Origin of the sequence: Spirillospora sp. NBC_01491 (assembly GCF_036227065.1) — a bacterium.
Classification (GTDB): domain Bacteria; phylum Actinomycetota; class Actinomycetes; order Streptosporangiales; family Streptosporangiaceae; genus Spirillospora; species Spirillospora xylanilytica.
In genome coordinates this window covers 6,257,447-6,272,101 of sequence record NZ_CP109432.1, presented here as the reverse complement: position 1 = coordinate 6,272,101, position 14,655 = coordinate 6,257,447, and the positions used below count along the sequence as shown (strand labels likewise).

Here is a 14,655-nt window from a genome sequence, read left to right as displayed (position 1 = left end):
CGTGAACCTGGTGGGGCATCTGACCTCCTTCGTCGCCGTCGCCGAGGAGCTGCACTTCGGCCGCGCGGCGGAGCGGCTCGGCATGGCCCAGCCGCCGCTGAGCCAGCGGATCCAGCGGCTGGAGAAGGAGCTCGGGGTCCGGCTGTTCGACCGGTCGCACCGCAGGGTGGAGCTCACCGCGACCGGGCGGCTGCTGCTCGACGAGGCGCGTGACATCCTGCCCCGGGTGGACCGGATCTACTCCCTCGCCGAACGGGCGCGGCTCGGCGAGGCCGGGACCGTCCGCGCGGGCCTGCCCGCCGACCTCGGCGGCACGGTGGTCGCCGCACTGATCGCCGCGTTCCGCGAGCGACGTCCCGACCTGCGGCTCGACCTGCGCGAGACCGACACCGCCGAGCAGGTCCGCGCGCTCGCCGACGGCGCGCTCGACGTGGGCGTCGTCCGGCACCCGTTCGACACCCGCGACCTGGAGCTCGGTCCGATACTCGGCCAGCCGGTCGGCGTCCTGCTCCCCGCCGGACCGCACCGCGACGACGGCGGACGGGACGCGCCGGGCGGACGGGGCGCGCTCGCCGACGCGCCCGAGGTGCACCTCGCCGACCTGGCGGGCCGCGACCTCGTCGCGTTCCCCCGGGACGAGGCGCCCGGCCTGTACGACGAGCTGCTCGCGGCCTGCCGCCGGCACGGCTACGACCCGCCCGCCGTGCACGAGGCGCGGCATCCGCAGTTCGCCCTCGGCCTCGTCCTGGCCGGCACCGCCGTGGCGCTCGCCCCCCGCACCGCCGACACCGCCGGGGTCGCGTGGCGGCCGTTGCTCGGCGACCCGCTCACCTGGCGGGTGTCGTGCACGTGGCGTCCGGGCGACGACCCCGCTCGCGCGCGGGCGGTGGCCGAGTTCACCGCCGTCGCCACCGAGGTGCTGCGCGGCGAGGCCGGCATGACGCCCCTCGGCGCAGCGCCGTCCCGCCGCGTCGTCCCCCGTCCGGCCTCGGGGTTCCTGGCGTGAACGGCCTGGACGCCGGGCGCGCCGGACTGCGCGGCGAGAGGCGGAACGTGGACGCCACGGCACGGATCGAGGCGGCGTTCCGCGACGCCGGGGTCACCGGCCGCCTGCACGCGGCCGACATCGACACCGGACGGGAGGTCGGCGTCCGGGGCGGCGAGCCGATGGTGCTCGCGTCGGTGTTCAAGGTGCCGCTGCTGGTCGCCTTCTACCGGAGCGCCGCCGCGGGCCTGCTCGACCCGACCGAGCCGGTCACGCTGCGTCCGGGCGAGCGCAGCATGGGCCCGACCGGCGTCTCGGCGATGCTGGACGAGGTGCGGATGTCGCTGCGCGACCTGGCCTGCCTCATGATCACGGTAAGCGACAACGCCGCCGCGGACGCGCTGCTCGACCGGGTCGGGATCGAGGAGGTCAACGCGACCTCGGCACGCCTCGGCCTGCCCGGTCTCCGGGTCGAGACCAACGGGCGCGACCTGCACGCCGGGCTCCTCGCCGACAGCGGCGCCGGCAGCCTGGGCGAGCTGTGGGGGCGGCTGGACGAACCCGGGATGCTCGGCCGGCTCAGCGCGCTCGATCCCGCCCGCACCAGCCGCGGCACCCCGGCCGAGATGACCCGGCTGCTCGGCCTGATCTGGCGGGACGAGGCGGCGCCCGGCGGCGAGTGCGCGGCGATGCGCCGCCTCTTCGGCCTCCAGGTCTGGCCGCACCGGCTGTCCTCCGGCTTCCCCTACGACGACGTGCTGGTCAGCGGCAAGACCGGCACCCTGCTCACGATCCGCAACGAGGTGGGCGTGGTCGAGTATCCCGACGGCGGCCGGTACGCGGTCGCGGTCTCGACCCGCTCGCTGCTGCCGATCGCGGTGCTCCCGCAGGCCGACGCGGTGATCGGCACCGCGGCCCGGATCGCGGTCGAGAGCCTCCGCCGCCGCCCGTCCGGCTCGTGATCCGGGCACGCGGGCGGGCCGTGTAGGGTTCTGCCGCTCTTCTCCCCTTATGCACGTTCTATCCGGAGGTATGCCCGCGTGACCGGCCAGAGTCCCCCGCCGCCGCCCGACCCGAACTCCCAGCCGCAACAGGGACCCGCGTTCCCGCCCCCGGGCGCATATGGACCGCCCCCCGGGCCCCCGGGACCGTCCGGGCCGCTCGGGCTGCCGGGACCGCCGGGACCGGTGGGGCCGGTGGGGCCGGTGGGGCCGGTGGGGCCGGTGGGGCCGGTGGGGCCGCCGCCCGCGCCGCTTCGGCGTGGGCGGTTGATCGGGTTGATCGTGGCGGGGGTCGTCGTCCTCGGGCTGGTATTCACCGCCGCGACGGTCGTCGGCAAGCAGCGCAGGGACGCGGCCGGTCCCACCGGGCCCGTGAAGGCCGAACACTGCGTGAACCTTCGCACCGAGTCCGCTCCGTCGTCGTCCACCAAGACCATCCGGCAGGCACGCCGCGTCTCCTGCACGGCCAAGGACGCCAAGGCCAAGGTCGTGAAGGTCGTGAAGGCCGGAGAGCGGTCCGCCTTCGTCCTGCCCATGGGGCAGTCGGAGCCCGACTGCCCGGACGGCGCGGACGCCGTCATGAACGTGACGCTGAACGACAAGGACAAGCGCTATTGGGAGACCTGCACGCGCAACCTCGCGGGACCGCACCCGGGCGACCCCGGCGCGGGCGGCGGGATGCTGGGTGCGGGCGACTGCGTCGGCGACCTCCAGATCATGGGGTCGGAGGAGCCGTGCACGGGCACCGGCTGGTACGGCAAGGTCGTCGCGCGGGTCCCCGCGGAACGCGACTGCCCCGCGTCCCGGACGTTGGAGACCGCGCGGCTGTCCAGGTTCGGCGGCAGCACGGTGCCGCGTCCGGTGGTGTGCATCGGCGCGGGCGGGAAGGTGCTGTCGTCCGGCGACTGCATCGGCGACATCTCGTTCATGGTGAACGGGCCCCAGAAGCAGGCGTGCTCGTCGCAGAGCGCGATCGCCAAGATCACCGCACGGGTCGACACCCGGAAGGAGTGCCCGAGCGGGTCGGACAAGTTCCTGGAGGCCGAGAACGCCTACCGCCCCGTCCTGTGCCTCCACCAGATCCGCCCCACCTTCGACGAGAAGATCAAGTCACTGGGCGGAGGCTGACGGAGGCCCGCGGGGGCCGGCCGGGGCCGGCGGTCACCGGGCGCGGTCCAGGGCCTCGGCGGCGATGCCGAGCGCCGCGACGCGGGTCGTGTGCGCGAACCGCTGCGGGGCCAGCACGCTCGCCGCGGCGATGTGCCGGTCGTACCGGAGCGTGATCGTCGCGGCGCCGACCTCGTTCAGGATCGCGGCGGCCCGGCCGGCGTCGAGCGACTCGCCCGAGTGCGGTCCCTTGGCGGTGAACACCACGACCGTCCGGGCCAGGAGGTGGCCGAACCCGTTGCCGGCGAGCAGGTCCAGCGCCCGCCCGGCGCTGCGCGCGCCGTCCGGCGTCGCGGGTGTGACCAGCACCTGGGCGTGCGCGCCGCCCAGGACCGCCTGGATGAGCTCGCCCTCGACGCCGGGACCGCAGTCGATGAGCGTCACGCCGAAGAACCGCGTCAGCGGAACGGCGGTCGCCCCGTAGGCGGCGGCGTCCAGCCTGCTGTCGCCGATGCCCGCCCGGTGCCCCGACAGCGCCCACAGCCGCTCGCCACCGCGCAGCAGGAACGGCTCGACGCCCGCGAAGGTCCGCGCCGCCTCCGCCTCGTCCGGCAGCTCGGCGAGGGACCGGCGGGCCCGGATGCCGAGGCGCGGCACCAGCGTGCCGAGATCGGGGTCGATGTCGAGGGCCAGCACCCGGTCCCGCCGGTGGTGCGCGAAGACGGTGGCGAGCAGCGCGGTGACGGTGCTCTTCCCGGCGCCGCCGCGGATGCCGGTCACCGCGATGCGGCGGCCCGTGGTGATCGGGCGCTGGATCCGCGCGGCCGACTCGGTGATCTCCCGGACGTCCTCGGCGGGCCGGAACGCCTGCGCCGCCCCGCGCCCGACACGCCGCCACCCCGGGTCGCCGTGGGTGGTGTCGCCGCGCTCGGACAACCCACTCCCCTTCAGAACGTGTCGAGTAGGCGCGAGAAGACGCCGAAGGTGCCGATGGCGACCGGGAGGAGCGCCACCACCGCCACGGCCTCGATCCGGCTGGTGATGCGGCGCAGCCGCGCCCGCAGATGCTCGGGGGGCTCGGCGGTGAGCACCACGATCGGGATCACCAGGGGCGCGAGCAGCATACCCAGCGCCGGGATCAAGGACCAGGACGGTCCGTCCGCCCACCGGTAGGCGAGCGTCCCCCACACCGTCAGGGCCGCCGCGAGCAGGACGGCCTTCTGCGGCATCAGCGGGAACAGCCGGGCCCGGCTCGCCACCACGACGGCGAGGAGCACCACCAGCGCGCCGGTCCACCCGTCCGGGCCGGACCCGTGGTCGCCGGACGCGGCGGGCCACCCGGCGACCACGACGGCCACCGCGACCGCCGCCGTCGCGATCACCAGGCTGCGGTGCGCCCCGGTGAGCGCGGACAGCACGTCGCCGCGCGGCACCCGCGCGCCGCCGCTGCGCCGGTCGTCCAGCGAGGTCAGGCCGGAGAGGGCCAGCGCGACCCGCGGCATCACGTTGAGCAGGACCACGCACAGGACCGCGAGCACCGCGCCCGTCCGCGCGCCGTCCAGCCCGAAGCCGGCGCAGGCCGTCCAGACGAGGCCGAGCAGGACGGTCTGCACCCCGCCGATCAGCCCGCCGCGGCCGAGCGACGAGGTCGAGCCGAGCCCCGTGACCAGCAGCCCGGTGAGGAGGGCCAGCGCCCCCCAGCGGCCCCAGCCGGCCCAGTGGTGCAGGTCGGCGGCGGACCAGACGGCGACCCCGCCGAGGGCGCCGCCAGCGAGGGTCAGCGCGGTGCCGAGCGACTCCCGCCACAGCGAGCCGGCGGCCAGCCCGCCCACGAGCAGGAGCACGGCGGCGGCGGACGCGGCGGCCAGCCCCGCGGTGCCGCCGAGGGCGTCCTTCAGCACCAGCCCGAAGGCCAGCGCCAGCCCGACCGTCGCGACGCCCGCGGCCCACTCGGCGGCGCGCGGCGACCACCGCCACAGATGGTCGGCGATCGCGCCGTCGACCGCCTCCGGGACCTCGTGCACGACCGGCGCGGGCAGCGGCTCGTCCGCCCGGACCATCCGCAGGACGGCCCCGTCGTGGATGCCCCGTCCGGCGAGGGTGGCGTCGCCGTGCAGCACCTCGCCCGTGGTGGTGACCAGGTGCCGTAGCCGCGCCGGATGCTGGACGGGGTCGCCCAGCAGCTCCAGCACGTCCGGCATGAGGGCGCCGATCGGCTCCCCCGCCGGGAGCACCGCGTCGACCCTGCGCTGCTCTCCGACCAGGGTGACCCTGCTCCACATGGTTCTCAGCACCCTTCGGTCTCTGTCGGGATCGGCCCGCGCCGGCTCGGGGTCCGGGGGCCGTCGTCGTACCCGCCGCGGCGGCTCACTTGGGGACGGCCGAGACCCGGGCCCGTTCCAGATAGCCGGCGCGGAGCAGCCAGCGGACCGTCGGGATCGCGGGCGGCCTGGAGAACAGCCCCGCGTTCAGCGTCAGCCTCGTCCCGCCGCCCGGGACCAGCGCGGTCGGACCGGACAGGGACGCCGCGACCTGGAACGGCTTGGCCACCCGGTAGCGCCGGTAGCCGGACGGCGTCTTCGAGTCGACGGTGGCGCGCGCCGACGGGGGCAGCCCGCGCTGCCCGAACGGCATCCCGTAGGGGAACAGCACCGACCCGCTCTCCTGTCCGAACTGGTCCACCTCCTGCCCTTGGGGCAGGAGGTAGGTCGCCGAGCCGCCGCCCGCGGCGGTGATCTTCGCACGGACGTCGGCGGCGAGGGCCGCGCCGCGCTGGAGCGCCTGCGGTTCCTGATCCGGCGGCGACGGCGGCGGCGGGGACTCCTTGACCACCAGCTCCCCGTACAGCCACCGGCTCGCCTCGTCCTCGGTGGCGAACTCGGCGCCGATGCGGCCCTGCTCGTACTCGACGACCCCGCCGGAGAACCCGTTCGCGCCCCGGGCGAGCACGTAGTAGCTCGACGTCTTGCCGGCCGGGGGGCGCGGCTGCCCGGGGAGCACGAACAGGCCGGGTGGGACCTCCGCCTCCTTGAGCGCGGCGCGCAGCATCGGGAAGGTGACCCGCGCGCCGACCCAGCCCGCCGGGATGGGAGCCGCCCCGACGTCGGGGGCTGGGGCCTGCGCCTGCTGGGCCCGCTGCTGCTCCTTCTTCTGCGTCGCGAGATGGGACCGGAGGAAGGACCACCCCACCGTCCCCGCGCACAGCACCGCCGCCACGCACAGCCCGGCCATGACCTTCATCAGGCTCTCGTCGAACGTCCGGCGGGCCCGCTGGGGGCCGAAGAGCACCGCGTCGCGGAGGCGCCGGCGGCGCACCGCCACCGATTCCAGGAGCTGGGTGTCGTAGTCGCGTGCCAACGGCACCTCCTCTCCGGCTCAGGGGCCGCATGCCGTCCGTGGGTCCCGGACGGGCCCCGCCTGGATCAGATCGCCGCGACCGCCGCGCTCGCCTTGCCGAGCGCGGTCTGCGCCGTCTGGTCGTTGGAGGCGAGGGTGGCCTTCAGCAGCCGGATGATCTCACGCGTCTCGTTGGCGGCCTTGTTCCACCTGGCCTCCTTCGCGGCGTACTCGGGGGACACCCCGGTGGCCTCGAAGTCGGACAGGGCCGCCTTGACGTCGGACTCGTGCTGGCCGATCAGCGCCTCCAGCCGGGCGATGACGGCGTGGATGTTGGTCTGCGCCTCCTGGGAGGCGCCGGTGTCGTAGCTGCGTCGTCCGCCTGTGCCCATCGAGTTCTCCTCTCGGCCCGCGGCTCAGGCCCCGGTCCGGAACTTGGCGCCGTCGAAGTTCGCCGCGCCCATGTTGTGCTGGGCGTCCGCGGCCATGGTCTGGTCTCCGGTGACGAACGCCTTCTCCATGCCGGCCTGCCCCTGGTTCACCGAGCCGAGCCCGGTGGTCAGGTCCGCGATGATCTGGTCCGAATGGGCCTTGAACGAGTCGAACGCGGCCTTGCCCGCGCCGTCGAACTTCCCGGTCAGCGGCTCGGCCGCCGCGATCAGCTGCTTGACCAGCGTGGCCAGTTCCTGAGCCGAGCCCCCGGTGTTCTTCGCAAGGGTGACCAGGGTCTCCTGGCCGTAGTCCCATCGCCCCACGTGACTCCCCACCTATCAGTCGGTTCGCAGTTCTGTCGCAGAAGCCGACGGTGATCGCCAGGGCTCCATGCTCCCATACGTGACATCTGAGAGATAAGGCCCAAAGCCTAATCCAGTGGGCCGATCATCTCTCCCGATTTCCGCGCCAAATCCCCTCCCGCAGTGGCTCGGCCGGACGAGTCGGCGCACTTCGCGACGGGTTCTCGGGCGCCTGATCCCCTGGCCCCAAGTGGACGACCAGTTCGTCCAGAACGGTCCACGCCGCCTCCGCCGTCCCGTCCGTCCGGCCGTCTCCCAGCGGATACCAGACCGCGGGGAATCGGCCAGGGCCGAGCGGCACGGCCCGCGGGAAGTCCAGGGCCCGCTCCCGTCCGATCTCACGCACGGACGCGGGGCCCAGCGCCATGCCGATCGGCGCGGACGGCCCCGTCCAGTGCGGGACGGCCGTGAGGTCCGGACGTCCCGGCCTGACCTGCGCCTGCACGTCGACGAGGTGATGTCCGGCCGCCAGTTCCTCGACGAGAACCGCGACCCGCTCGACGGGCACGTCCTGCCCCGCCCGGTATCCGGCGTGCAGGGCGACCTCCTCGTCGACGCCCTCGGTGTTGCGGGTGACGTGCGTCGTCCCGATGGCCCCGGCGGCACCTGTGTGGCAGAACCGGGTGCCCTGCGGCGCCCGCTCGCGGCACAGCGCCGTGATGTCGTCCGCGTTCCAGGTCCTCGCGACCGGCTCGCCGGTGCCGCACCCGGACGGCCCCGCACCGGTGACCAGCCGGTAGGCGGCCTCGGTCGCGGCGCCCAGCACGGTGGACTCCGAGGCCGGGTGGCGGACGCGGAAACTGAGCATCAGCCGGACGCCGTCCGCGCCCTCCGGGGTCTCCAGGAAGGGCCCGGTCCGCCGTCCAGGGTCCACCGGCACGAACCACGAACCGTCGAAGTCGAGCGGCTCCCCGGACAGCCCGTCGTAGAAGCCGTCCGGGTGCCCCGCCACCCAGCGCAGGAGAGGCGGCTGGAGGAGCGAGTGCAGCGGCATGGTGAGGCGCGCGTCGTGCGGCGTCACGATCTGCAAGGGGAGCCCGGCCTCCGCGGCGGCGCCGATCGCGTCGGCGATCCACCGGGTGAGCGGCACCAGGGGACGCTTCTGCACGATGAGCGCCGCGCTGCCGGTGACCAGATCGATGGCCGGATGAGGACGGGTCACCGGTGCTCCTCCGGGTCCCAGACCACGCCGCCGAGCCCCGCGACCAGAGCACCGGCGAACACGCGGGCGCGGTCCCGGGCCCCGTCGCGCTCGGCGGCACGCGCCTCCACCCACCACAGCGGCGGGTCCAGCCCGGCGGCCACCGGCCCGAGCAGCCGCTCGGCCTCGCCGCGCACCTGGATCAGGACGGGCTCCTCGATCGACAGCAGGGTGCCGCCCTCGGCGTCGCACAACTGGATCACGCCGCCGTGCTCCAGCACGTCCACCAGGAGCTCCTCCCCGACCGCGCCGAGAGCGTCCAGGACGGCCCGCTGATCGGGCGGTTCCCTGATCAGCGCGACGACGTCATAAGTCACCAGGTCACCCTTCATCCGCGGGCCGTTGGAGATCATCTTGACATGGAAATCTGACACTAAGGGCCGATATATTCGCACTTTGATCCATGGTCGGTCACGGAGGCATGCGGCGTGGGAACCTACATAATCCACCCCGGCAACATTGAATCGATCCTCAATCGGACACGCGTCCACATACGTCCACTCGAAAAGCAGCGGAAGGCCCTCCGCGTCAACCTCGCCGACGCCGCCGAGGGGTGTCACAGCCCGATCGTGGGCGCCGCGCTGCTGCGCTTCGCGCAGCAGGTCGACCCGCGCCTCCTCGGGATGGGCAACCGGATCGTCCGCGCGACCGACGGGGCGTTCAAGGCGACCGGCTTCTACCTGGCCGCCGACCAGGAGATGGGCGAGCGCGCCCGCCGCCACGCCCGCAAGGGGGCCGCCGCCCAGCGCTGGGGACTCGTCATGCCGGGCGCGGACGGGCAGTTCGGGAAATGACCAGCATCGACCTGAGGACGCTGCCCGACTACACCGGCGTCGCCGAGAAGGTGCAGGCCGCCGCCAAGGGAGTGCGCAAGGCCGGGGGCGAGGTCCAGGAGACCGGAGCCGAGGTCGCCAAGACCTGGACCGGCCTGGCCCCCTTCTACAAGGCGCCCGAGGCCGGCACGCTCCTGGCCGCGATGGGCCCGGTCAAGGCTCAGGGCGACACGGTCGGCTCCCAGAGCGGCACCGTCGCGAGCGCCCTGGAGGAGTTCGCGCAGGAGGTCGCGAAGATCCAGCAGCAGATGGTCAGGTTGCAGGGCGAGGTCGTCGCGTTCAACCAGGACGTCATGGGCGACCCGGACGCCATGAAGGACGACGGCAAGCGGGACCGCTACAACAGCCTCGTCAACCAGATTAAGGGCTGGGGCCTGATCGCGTTCCAGCGCGCCGAACGCGACTGCGCCAACAAGATCAACGCACTGACCGGCGGGCCGCACTACGTCCCGGGCGACTTCGGCGACGACCATGGCGGCAGGCTCCCCCCTGGCTACCAGCGGTACGGCTGGATCACCGTCCCTGGAAACGTCCCCCTCCCCTGGGGCAGGCCCATCGAGACGCCCGACCCCTGGTGGCAGCGGACGCTCAAGGGCTTCGGCGGCGCGGGCTGGGGCATGGTCACCGGCACCTTCTCCCTGGTCGACGTCACCGATCCAGAGGGCCTCGAAAGATCGTGGAAGGGCCTCTACCAGCTCGCCTACGGCGCGTCCCCCAGCACCTGGATCGAAGGTGCGGCCGGCGACAAGGAGGCCCGGAAGGCCCTGACCGCCTGGAAGCACCTCGGCCAGGAGCTCATCGGCTGGGACAAGGCCAAGAAGGGCAACTACGCCGGCGCCGCAGGCCAGGCCGCCTTCAACATCCCGACCACGATCTTCTCCTTCTCCAAGCTGGGACGCGGCGGCGCCGCGGCCGGACGAGGCGTCGGCAGGGCAGCCGGAGCAGTCGCCCCCACGCTCACCGGACTGGGCAATGCCGGAGCCAAGCTCGTCCGCAACGTGGCCGACGGCATCAACGGCCTGCGCGGCGGGAAGATGCCGCAGATCATCGACCCCAAGACCGTCCGCCTCCACCTTCCCGACACCCCCGCCCGGAACCCGGCCGGCCTCCCCACCGTCGGCGGCCTCCGCCGCGAGATCGACCAGATCGGCAAGCCCCACGAGCCGGCCTTCAACGAACTCGACCGCCGCCCCCGTCCGCCCGGCGACGACCTCCCGAACAGCGCCAAGCCCGGCTCCCCCGCCGACCACCCCAAGGTCCCCGCCATGGCCGGCGGCGCCCGCCCACCCCACGAGATCAACGCCGGCCACTCCCCGCCAGGCAGCAAACCTCCAGGCGGAGAAGGCACACCCCCCGGCCCCGAGGGCCACCCCGAAGGCCCGTCCCAACCCCCGGATCCCCACGAGGGCACTCCCGGTCATCCGGACAGTAATGGCTCAGAAAATCCGCCTCCCCACGAGCGGACTCCAGAAGATCCCGACACGACACCGCCAGATCTCTACCGAGCCGAAGACGGAAAACTACATCGCACAGGTGACATCAAAGACGGGAGTTACCGCACCCCGGACGGAAAGCTGCACTTCGACGGCGACCCGCCAGGGTCGCACCGAAATGACATAAATCACAGACTACATGGCCCCAGTGGGGGCTTTCTCAGCGATCCTCACGCCAGCAAGCCCTACGACCATCTGGCAAAACCAGGCAAGTCCCATCCCCATATCCCAACCCCGGATGCGGCCTCAAAAATCGCCGAACTGATCAGAGACCGAAACAAGTTCGCCAACATACGCAAGGACATCCGCGCCGACATTCGAAAGATTCTCGGCATCAGTAAATTTGGCGAAACGAACTACTTCGGCATCAAAGATATTCACGATCTCGGCATTGAAAAATGGGAGAAGAAGGAAGAGCAGATCCGACTGCGGATCGAGCGCGATCCCAATCTATCACCCTTGGAAAAAGGTCGACGGCTTGACGCTCTGGATTCGCTCAGTGACCTCACAGAGCACTACCGGGAAAGCGGTGTCGATCTTAATAGGACAAGCGAGCGAATGGGAATGGTCGGCGCAGAAGATCTTCTTAGAAAACTCGGTCCGCACACCAAGCTGACGCCACTGAGCGACGCCCCAGGCAGACCCGGAACGGTCGATATGGCCGCCGTCTCAGCTGACCGCTCTAGACTCACCATCATCGAAGCCAAAGGGGGAACCTCAACACTCGGCGGAAGGCTCGTCGAGGGACTGAAGCGCGCCCAGCAAGGGAGCCCAGAATATCTTGAGTTCATTCTCGCCCACGACCCCGACCTGGGCAGAGCATTTGGCGCCGACTCACACCTCAAAGACATATTGATGAAGAAACTGCAAAAAAATGAGCTAAGAATTGACGCATATCTAGTGAATGTGGACCAGACGGGGCGGGTATCATGGTCACAGTTCGACCTGACCCGTCACGGCAACCCCTTCGCGCCGAAACGAATCTCTGGACTCAATCCGACAGATTGACAAATAATGACCAATTTGAAATCTATGCCCTATTCGGAAATAATTGCCCTGGTCACGGATTTTCACGATCTCCAGTGGTCCTGGAATCCGGAAGAAGTGGACCAACTAGTCGCTCGCTTTGGCTGGACGGTCGAAGCCCGGCGGCGTCGAGGAATGCGATTGAACACCGGGTTTGGCATGGCCAGCGGAGACATCAGATTTCACCGACTAGAGCGTGTTGGTGAAATATCCACTAGGGTGTCATCTTCCGTGGCCGGTGAGACGGAAGATGAACGCGCCTGGCTTCAGGACATCTTCTTTCAGGCGGTGTCGGCTGCCGAATCCGTCCTGGGGGAGCCGACGGAGCGCCGCCCCGGAGAATCCCGGCAGGTGCGATGGAGGGCGGAAAACACTACCATCGCTGTCTCCTGGCTGTCTGTCGTTGTAAAGCTATCCATTTTCACCAACGAATATATCGACGAGCATGACGAGGCGGTGAGACTGGGGCTGTGACAAGCATGGACTGGGACGAGTTCAGCGCCAAACTGACGGTAACACTGGCCGACCTCCCGGCCGGGGCGCTAGTAGTCATATCCGAGGCCGAGGAAGTAGAGGACGGGCACTACACTCAGTTCGCCCAGGGTGACGACCATCTCCTCGCCTATGTGGTGGCCAACTGTTTTCTGGCATCGCATCTCCAGGCGTCCCAGGAAGGCGAACACATCATCTCGCAGGCTGGTTGGCATGAATCACCACCCGGCCATCCGGCCGACAACTGGTGGTACCAACTGCAGTGGCCGGCCTCTTCAGCTCAGTACCGTGAGCTGGCGGACATGGCGATCGTCGCTCTTCGGGACGGATACGGAATATCGAACCCCGACGGCTGGTGGTATCGCGCCTGGAATGAGAGAACCGGCAACGAAGCCATCGAGCTCCCGAGACTGGGCCTGCCACGAAAGCTCTGACATCCTCAACCGGTAAGAGTTCCCGACGAAATGCGGGATGGCCACAACCCTCCGATCGCGTAAATCGGCCTACTCGAACAGAATGCTTCTTCATTGTGTCCTCTATCGCGCAGCGGTGTAGATTTCGGCGGCATGGCTGATGACGGTGTGAGCGTCCTGCTGGTCCGTGCGAGCCGCTCGCTTGGCGAGTGTGAGTACTGGCTCCGGCATTTCGGGTTCGAGGACGGTGGTCTCGGGCCGCTGGCGGATGCGCGGCGCTGCTGCGACGAGGCCGAACGGAAGAATGTCCTCGGCGATACCGAGACTGCCGCGACCATTGCCGTCCTTCGCTCCACGGCGGCGGCGTTCGCGCTGCGGCACTGCGTGTGCTCCAAGGTGAACTGCGATTTCGACGACGCTGACGGCACACTCCTCGATGGACTGGGTGAGCACGACAAGGAAGGTCTCAGCCGTCCGCTCACTGAGCAGGCCATTCGAGCTGCGCGAGCAGCCCTGAACGCCGACCCCGAAGATGCCCTCGTGCCGCTGCACCTGGGGCACGCGCTGACCTGGTCCGGCGACCGTGACGGCGCCATCGCGGCCTATGAGGAGGCGCTGCACCGGGACCCGGGGGAATCCTGTGCCCGCTCGTGCCTGGAATATTTCGACGCGCTTCCCGCCGGACACTCGTCGCCCAACGAGATGTCATGGGACGAGGCGAGGATGTGGGGCGAGGAGCCACATATTTCAGAGATAAGTCACGGTCGCCACGGGTTTGCCCTGCTCCGTGTCTTCTTCGAGGTTAACAACAACGACTCGGACCATCGCTTCCTCCTGTTCAGCTCCGTCGCCGATGCGCGTACATACGCCGATGAGAGGCTGAGCATCCAGGGCATAGATCCGGCCGAGGATGACGAGGGAGAGGACGACGGTGCCGTTCTGCACATTCACCGGCCCGGACGTCCAGTCGCCGGGTACGACCTGAGAAGCCGAGTCCGAGCCGCACCGGAGGGCGGATCGTCCCGCGTCGACTGGTCGGACATTCCGGTGCACGAACCGCTGGAGTCACCGCTCCCACCCGGGCGCCCCCTCCGAATCAACACCAGAACCTGTTTCTAGCGAGTCCTCGGATCAAAGGTTCTCCCGCGCAAGGAGAAGTTGCTCGTGGTGGTGCATGGCCGCCTCGACGACGTCGTTCAGGTCCGCGAAGGGGCGCTGGTGGTGGGTGCCGTTCGGGTGGGTGTACCAGCGGAAGGTACCCGGGGGTTCGGACGAGATCGTCACGCCCGGGATCATCACAAAGGAGTGTTGGGGGTCGTGCTCGCACCGAGCCGCGTTCAGGCCACGGGCGGCGAGATGCTCTTGCAGCACCCTGGCGGCCTGTGTGATCGGTAGGTGGGGGGATCGGGGAGGGGTGCAGGATCTCGGCATCGGGACGCAGAACCAGGTCACCTTGCCGGACGTCGGTCGAGGGCTGAGCCTGGATCGGCTCTGATGCCAGCCCCACCGCGATGACAGCGCCTCGACGATCGCTATCCCTCGGCCCCGTTCGGTGTAGAGGCCGCCTTGGGCGGGATCGGGCTGGGTCCAGCCTGGGTTCGGGTCGAAAACCTTGAACACGAGCTGGCTGGTGGGGGTGGACCGGTGGTACGCCCATAGTTCGAGGGGGCTGCCGGAGGAAGCGGACGTTCGCCCGCCGACCAGCCCGTACCGCAGGGCGTTGGTCGCCAACTCGGATGCCGCGAGGGTGATGTCGTCGGCCACGCCGTCCGGCACGTCCAGGACTTTCAGCGGTGCGCGCAGGGACGAGCGGGCCGTGGCCGCGCAGGTCTCGTCCGCGGGCAGTGGCCAGGCCGAACATCCGCCGGTGAGCAGGTCGGGAAGGTGTCCAGTGGTCATCGGGACACCTCTATGAGTGAGATCCGCATATCTCCACCTGGGGGTGTGGCTGCCTCATCGGAGATCCGATCGCGC

16 protein-coding genes are annotated in these 14,655 nt (G+C 70.6%); 8 read left to right on the top strand and 8 right to left on the bottom strand.

Annotation, left to right across the window (positions count from 1 at the left end):
• Position 1: 1 nt before the first annotated feature.
• The 3 genes from OHA34_RS29185 to OHA34_RS29175 all read left to right on the top strand — a co-directional run bounded on the left by OHA34_RS29185 (position 2) and on the right by OHA34_RS29175 (position 3,114).
• Positions 2-1,006 carry a LysR family transcriptional regulator gene (locus OHA34_RS29185; RefSeq protein WP_285938184.1) on the top strand — a complete coding sequence of 335 codons (1,005 nt, stop codon included), beginning with the start codon at positions 2-4 and terminating at the stop codon, positions 1,004-1,006.
• Complete coding sequence (locus tag OHA34_RS29180) at positions 1,003-1,947, top strand: serine hydrolase (protein ID WP_329519523.1); 945 nt, start codon at positions 1,003-1,005, stop codon at positions 1,945-1,947. The genes OHA34_RS29185 and OHA34_RS29180 overlap by 4 nt, the downstream gene beginning before the upstream one ends.
• A 306-nt stretch (positions 1,948-2,253) precedes the next feature.
• The gene (locus tag OHA34_RS29175; protein WP_285938186.1) at positions 2,254-3,114 is read left to right on the top strand and encodes a hypothetical protein; all 861 of its coding nucleotides are present in this window, start codon (positions 2,254-2,256) and stop codon (positions 3,112-3,114) included.
• Between the two features lie 33 nt (positions 3,115-3,147).
• On the opposite strand, the gene OHA34_RS29170 is transcribed toward OHA34_RS29175, so the two are convergent.
• The 7 genes from OHA34_RS29170 to OHA34_RS29140 all read right to left on the bottom strand — a co-directional run bounded on the left by OHA34_RS29170 (position 3,148) and on the right by OHA34_RS29140 (position 8,741).
• Positions 3,148-4,029 carry a MinD/ParA family ATP-binding protein gene (locus OHA34_RS29170; protein WP_329519522.1) on the bottom strand — a complete coding sequence of 294 codons (882 nt, stop codon included), beginning with the start codon at positions 4,027-4,029 and terminating at the stop codon, positions 3,148-3,150.
• An 11-nt stretch (positions 4,030-4,040) separates the two neighbouring features.
• Entirely contained in the window at positions 4,041-5,387 is a 1,347-nt protein-coding gene (eccD, locus tag OHA34_RS29165; protein ID WP_329519521.1) for a type VII secretion integral membrane protein EccD, read from the bottom strand.
• A gap of 73 nt (positions 5,388-5,460) precedes the next feature.
• Positions 5,461-6,456 carry a TNT domain-containing protein gene (locus OHA34_RS29160; RefSeq protein ID WP_443029594.1) on the bottom strand — a complete coding sequence of 332 codons (996 nt, stop codon included), beginning with the start codon at positions 6,454-6,456 and terminating at the stop codon, positions 5,461-5,463.
• Positions 6,457-6,515: 59 nt separating this feature from the next.
• Positions 6,516-6,821 carry a pore-forming ESAT-6 family protein gene (locus OHA34_RS29155; RefSeq protein WP_285938189.1) on the bottom strand — a complete coding sequence of 102 codons (306 nt, stop codon included), beginning with the start codon at positions 6,819-6,821 and terminating at the stop codon, positions 6,516-6,518.
• A gap of 24 nt (positions 6,822-6,845) precedes the next feature.
• Positions 6,846-7,184 carry a DUF6507 family protein gene (locus OHA34_RS29150; protein ID WP_285938190.1) on the bottom strand — a complete coding sequence of 113 codons (339 nt, stop codon included), beginning with the start codon at positions 7,182-7,184 and terminating at the stop codon, positions 6,846-6,848.
• A gap of 124 nt (positions 7,185-7,308) precedes the next feature.
• On the bottom strand, positions 7,309-8,385 hold the full coding sequence (locus OHA34_RS29145; RefSeq protein ID WP_329519519.1) for a DUF6177 family protein: 1,077 nt from the start codon (positions 8,383-8,385) through the stop codon (positions 7,309-7,311).
• Positions 8,382-8,741 carry a hypothetical protein gene (locus OHA34_RS29140; protein WP_329519518.1) on the bottom strand — a complete coding sequence of 120 codons (360 nt, stop codon included), beginning with the start codon at positions 8,739-8,741 and terminating at the stop codon, positions 8,382-8,384. The genes OHA34_RS29145 and OHA34_RS29140 overlap by 4 nt, the downstream gene beginning before the upstream one ends.
• Before the next feature lie 111 nt (positions 8,742-8,852).
• Here OHA34_RS29140 and OHA34_RS29135 point away from each other — a divergent pair, with 111 nt between their 5' ends.
• The 5 genes from OHA34_RS29135 to OHA34_RS29115 all read left to right on the top strand — a co-directional run bounded on the left by OHA34_RS29135 (position 8,853) and on the right by OHA34_RS29115 (position 13,800).
• Positions 8,853-9,218: a DUF6507 family protein gene (locus OHA34_RS29135; RefSeq protein ID WP_285938194.1), complete on the top strand. Its 366-nt coding sequence runs from the start codon at positions 8,853-8,855 to the stop codon at positions 9,216-9,218.
• On the top strand, positions 9,215-11,758 hold the full coding sequence (locus OHA34_RS29130) for a hypothetical protein (protein ID WP_329519517.1): 2,544 nt from the start codon (positions 9,215-9,217) through the stop codon (positions 11,756-11,758). The genes OHA34_RS29135 and OHA34_RS29130 overlap by 4 nt, the downstream gene beginning before the upstream one ends.
• A gap of 6 nt (positions 11,759-11,764) precedes the next feature.
• Positions 11,765-12,250 carry a DUF6301 family protein gene (locus tag OHA34_RS29125; RefSeq protein ID WP_285938197.1) on the top strand — a complete coding sequence of 162 codons (486 nt, stop codon included), beginning with the start codon at positions 11,765-11,767 and terminating at the stop codon, positions 12,248-12,250.
• A 5-nt stretch (positions 12,251-12,255) separates the two neighbouring features.
• Complete coding sequence (locus OHA34_RS29120) at positions 12,256-12,702, top strand: TY-Chap domain-containing protein (RefSeq protein WP_285938198.1); 447 nt, start codon at positions 12,256-12,258, stop codon at positions 12,700-12,702.
• Between the two features lie 132 nt (positions 12,703-12,834).
• Positions 12,835-13,800 (top strand): tetratricopeptide repeat protein, encoded by a 966-nt coding sequence (locus tag OHA34_RS29115; RefSeq protein WP_329519516.1) that lies wholly within the window; start codon positions 12,835-12,837, stop codon positions 13,798-13,800.
• 12 nt (positions 13,801-13,812) lie between these two features.
• Here OHA34_RS29115 and OHA34_RS29110 read toward each other — a convergent pair whose 3' ends face one another.
• The gene (locus OHA34_RS29110; protein ID WP_285938200.1) at positions 13,813-14,580 is read right to left on the bottom strand and encodes an ATP-binding protein; all 768 of its coding nucleotides are present in this window, start codon (positions 14,578-14,580) and stop codon (positions 13,813-13,815) included.
• Between the last annotated feature and the right edge of the window lie 75 nt (positions 14,581-14,655).

Excerpts from the sequence above, each read along its gene's own strand:
- OHA34_RS29155 (WP_285938189.1), bottom strand. The coding sequence starts at position 6,821 with ATGGGCACAGGCGGACGACGCAGCTACGACACCGGCGCCTCCCAGGAG.
- OHA34_RS29130 (WP_329519517.1), top strand. The coding sequence starts at position 9,215 with ATGACCAGCATCGACCTGAGGACGCTGCCCGACTACACCGGCGTCGCC.
- OHA34_RS29125 (WP_285938197.1), top strand. The coding sequence starts at position 11,765 with ATGACCAATTTGAAATCTATGCCCTATTCGGAAATAATTGCCCTGGTC.
- OHA34_RS29120 (WP_285938198.1), top strand. The coding sequence starts at position 12,256 with ATGGACTGGGACGAGTTCAGCGCCAAACTGACGGTAACACTGGCCGAC.
- OHA34_RS29115 (WP_329519516.1), top strand. The coding sequence starts at position 12,835 with ATGGCTGATGACGGTGTGAGCGTCCTGCTGGTCCGTGCGAGCCGCTCG.
- OHA34_RS29110 (WP_285938200.1), bottom strand. The coding sequence starts at position 14,580 with ATGACCACTGGACACCTTCCCGACCTGCTCACCGGCGGATGTTCGGCC.